Genomic DNA, 3,573 nt, shown 5'->3' on the forward strand with positions numbered 1-3,573 from the left:
TATCTTGGTATTGGTATGGTTTATCCATTCCTCACTATTATGAATAAACATGTGAATAAACCATTAAAGAGTGCGTCTACCACAAATAGAGACAATCGTATAGAACTTGGTAATGAAAAACAATGTGAACTCTTTGGTGAACATATGAGAGGATTCCAAACAAGTGGTCCTGAAGAAGAACGTCATATCAAGAGATGGCTCGCAGGTAACTGCTTTGGTGATTACTATACAAGAATGGGACTCACTGGTGCACAAAGAGAAATGATTACATTCTGTTTTCTATCAGCACTCGGCACTGAACCACAATTAAAATCTCATATTGGTGGAAACTTCCATGTAGGTAATGATGCACATTATCTCATTAATGTGATTTCTAACTGCATGCCTTATATTGGTTATCCACGTACTTTAAATGCGATCAGATGTATACATGAAATGGAGAAATAATCATGAATTATACTTTAGAAGATATCAAGAAACAGAGTCCTTATCCTATTGGTGAATTGAATACCGCATATGCTAAGTATTTTGTAGGTAATAGTTATCTCTATTCTATTAATGATCAAGAAGTGCTTATTTCTAATGTTACTTTTGAACCAGGATGCAGAAACAACTGGCATATCCATCATGGTGCAGGACAGATCTTATTATGTACTGCAGGAAGAGGGTATTATCAGGAATGGGGAAAACCTGTTCAGGAACTCAATGTGGGTGATACAGTTTATATTGCGCCAGAAATCAAACATTGGCATGGTGCAGCACCAGAAAGCTATTTTGTACATATTGCAGAAAGTGTACCAAATGAAAATGCTTCAAACGAGTGGCTTGAAGCAGTGGATGAAGAAGAATATCTAAAATTGAAATAAAACAAAACGATCAGGAAGGGATACCTGATCGTTGTTTATTTCAAGAGTTATTTTGAAGGGAGTTTGGAAATTATTTTAGGGATCACTCTTGGTAAAAAGGAAGCTGTTATTATTATAGGGAGTTGCTTTCTCTTTACAGGTACTATTATGCTTTTTATCTATGAACACATTGTGAACTCATTATTTTTTTTCTAGGAAATATGTTATAATGAGATTCGAGGAGGATTTTTTATGAAAAAATCAATCATTACATTCTTATGTTTGATGTTGATCACATTATCGGGATGTACTTATAATACCAAATATTCAGAAAGTGATGCCCCCTTAACTATTACAGGTGGTCTCAGTGATACATTGATTGTATATTATTCATTCAATGGAGAAGAACGTAAACTTGCTAAACAAGTACAGTCATATACAGAAGGGGACTTACTTTGTTTACAGACTTCTAAGAAGTACTCTACAGACTTTAAAGAAAGAATTAAAGAACATAGAAAAGAAAGAGAAGCTTACGCAAAAGCACTTAAAGAAAATAAACATGATTATAAGAATAAACATGTATTAGATACATTACCTACTCTTAAAAATCAGATTGATGATATTGATCAATACAAGACAGTGTATCTTATTTATCCATGCTGGGAAAAGGATGAACCTTTAATCATTGATTCATTCTGTATGGATTATGACTTATCAGGTAAAACAATTGTGCCTATGTGTACAAGTGAAAAGAACTGGCGTGGCCATGTGAAATATTCCAGCAAGAAGAGCGTTGCTCACTTTAATAAGATGATACCAAATGCGAACTTTAAGCGTGCAAAGGCATTTACTGATGTCAAAGGCGTTAAAGAGTGGCTAGAAACTATTGATATGATCTAGACTGGATACTGATCCAGTCTTTTTTTGGAGAACTATAATGAGACATATATTTTTACTTAAACCAGTGGATGATGATTATGATCATCATCCGTTTATAGAAACAATTAGAGAAGTCATGCAGGGTTATGATTATGATATTTTCATGAGTACTTATCCTGATCACGCCAAGAAGATTATTAAACATTATAAAGAACCAACACGTTTTTATAGTGTTGGTGGGGATGGTATGTTGAATCAGGTAATTCAGGGACTTGTAGGTACACATCATGAACTAGTAGTTATTCCCTATGGAACAGGAAATGACTTCTTTAAGATGATTTCTAAGAATAATGATTATAAAGAAGTACTTAAAGCGTCTTTAAAGGGTAAAACAGTTCCTATTGATACAGTGTTAATGAATAATCGTTATTTTATTAATAATGCCTGTTTTGGCTGTGATAGCGTGATTGCGAATCATGTTCATGATGATGTGAAGATTCCTAAGATGTTTAAAGGACATCAATATGAGTATTCTATTCTAAGAAACTTTGTCCAATATCCATTTTATCATATTAAGATGACCAGTCATGGAACACTATTATATGAAGGTCCTGTTACTTTATGTGCCTGTGCCAATGCAAAATATTATGGTGGGGGTTATAAGATTGCCCCTCATGCATCATTAGAAGATGGTCTCATGAATATTGTGATTCTTGATCAAATTAATAAGGGTCTCATTCCTTTATATATTAAGAAGATAGTAAGTGAAACACTTGATCAGGATAAACATGCTCATGTCTTTACTGTAGATGAAGTGGATGTAGAATCTCAGTATCCATGTAACCTAGATGGTGAAGAAGTAAAAGCATCTCATTATCATTTAGAAGTAAAGAAGAATAGTCTAAATCTTGTAGTCTTTGATAATTAAAGAAATAAATGTTTCTATGATTGGAGATAGTTCTTCTTTTCTTGTGATAAAAGCTGCAGATGTATAGAGACCCTTATCTTTAAGTTTAGTATAGGTCTGTGAATTTAAGTCTATATACGGTATAGCCGCTTCAGGTATAATAACCACCTGATCAAGTATAGAACCCCATACTAAGGCAGTACGTATATCATCTGTGATAATAGGGATATGTGGCTGGAATTGGAGTTCATTTAAACAATAATCTACTATAAACTGACGATAACGTCTGTGAATCAAAACAGGATCATCTCGATAATCAATGAGATGGTTCTTTTTTTCATTCACAAGAGTAGAAGGTCCTACCGCAATCATTGGTTCAGGCTTAAATAAAAATGATTTCACATTTGTAGAATCAAAAGGTGTTCTGACTAACGCAATATCTATTTCATGAGCTAGCAAGGCATCCATCATCTCATAGGTTGTTCCTTCTTTCATGTGAATATCTAACTTAGGATATTTCTTTCTAAACACATCCATATGATCATGTGTAATTAAATAACCATTAGAAGAAGTAATCCCAAAACGTAAGATCTGTGTAGCAGCTCCTAGTACTTCTTTACTTGTCTGTTCATATAAATTCAACATCTGATTACATCTACGATAAAATAAGTGCCCTGCAGGCGTTAATGTGATATGACGATGTCCTCTCTCTATCAGTGTTGTATTTAATTCTTCTTCTATCGCTTTTAACTGCATAGAAAGAGGAGGCTGTGAAATATGTAATACACGTGCAGCCTGTGTTATAGTCCCTTCATCTACAATTGTCTTAAAGTATTTCATCTGTTTTAGTTCCATATGTATCTCCTATAGATTCTATATAAAATATATATTATACATATAGTATAAAACAGGATTATAATGTTGCAAGGACAGGGAGGAAAA

The 3,573-nt window shown here is 33.6% G+C and carries 5 protein-coding genes; 4 read left to right on the top strand and 1 reads right to left on the bottom strand.

The features are described from left to right. From B2S90_RS09520 to B2S90_RS09535, 4 genes are all read left to right on the top strand, one after another. On the top strand, positions 1 to 447 hold a 447-nt coding region (locus B2S90_RS09520; RefSeq protein WP_286696960.1), incomplete at its 5' end, for a carboxymuconolactone decarboxylase family protein. Positions 448 to 449: 2 nt separating this feature from the next. Next, on the top strand, positions 450 to 866 hold the full coding sequence (locus B2S90_RS09525; protein ID WP_286696961.1) for a cupin domain-containing protein: 417 nt from the start codon (positions 450 to 452) through the stop codon (positions 864 to 866). A gap of 231 nt (positions 867 to 1,097) precedes the next feature. Beyond that, complete coding sequence (locus B2S90_RS09530; protein ID WP_055235209.1) at positions 1,098 to 1,745, top strand: flavodoxin; 648 nt, start codon at positions 1,098 to 1,100, stop codon at positions 1,743 to 1,745. Positions 1,746 to 1,782: 37 nt separating this feature from the next. Then, positions 1,783 to 2,652 (top strand): diacylglycerol/lipid kinase family protein, encoded by an 870-nt coding sequence (locus B2S90_RS09535; protein WP_055235211.1) that lies wholly within the window; start codon positions 1,783 to 1,785, stop codon positions 2,650 to 2,652. Here the strand turns inward: B2S90_RS09535 and B2S90_RS09540 are convergent. After that, on the bottom strand, positions 2,626 to 3,486 hold the full coding sequence (locus B2S90_RS09540) for a LysR family transcriptional regulator (protein WP_055288785.1): 861 nt from the start codon (positions 3,484 to 3,486) through the stop codon (positions 2,626 to 2,628). The genes B2S90_RS09535 and B2S90_RS09540 overlap by 27 nt on opposite strands. Positions 3,487 to 3,573 lie beyond the last annotated feature (87 nt).

The organism is Catenibacterium sp. UBA627 (assembly GCF_002299355.1).
In the GTDB taxonomy this organism is placed as follows: domain Bacteria; phylum Bacillota_I; class Bacilli_A; order Erysipelotrichales; family Coprobacillaceae; genus Catenibacterium; species Catenibacterium mitsuoka.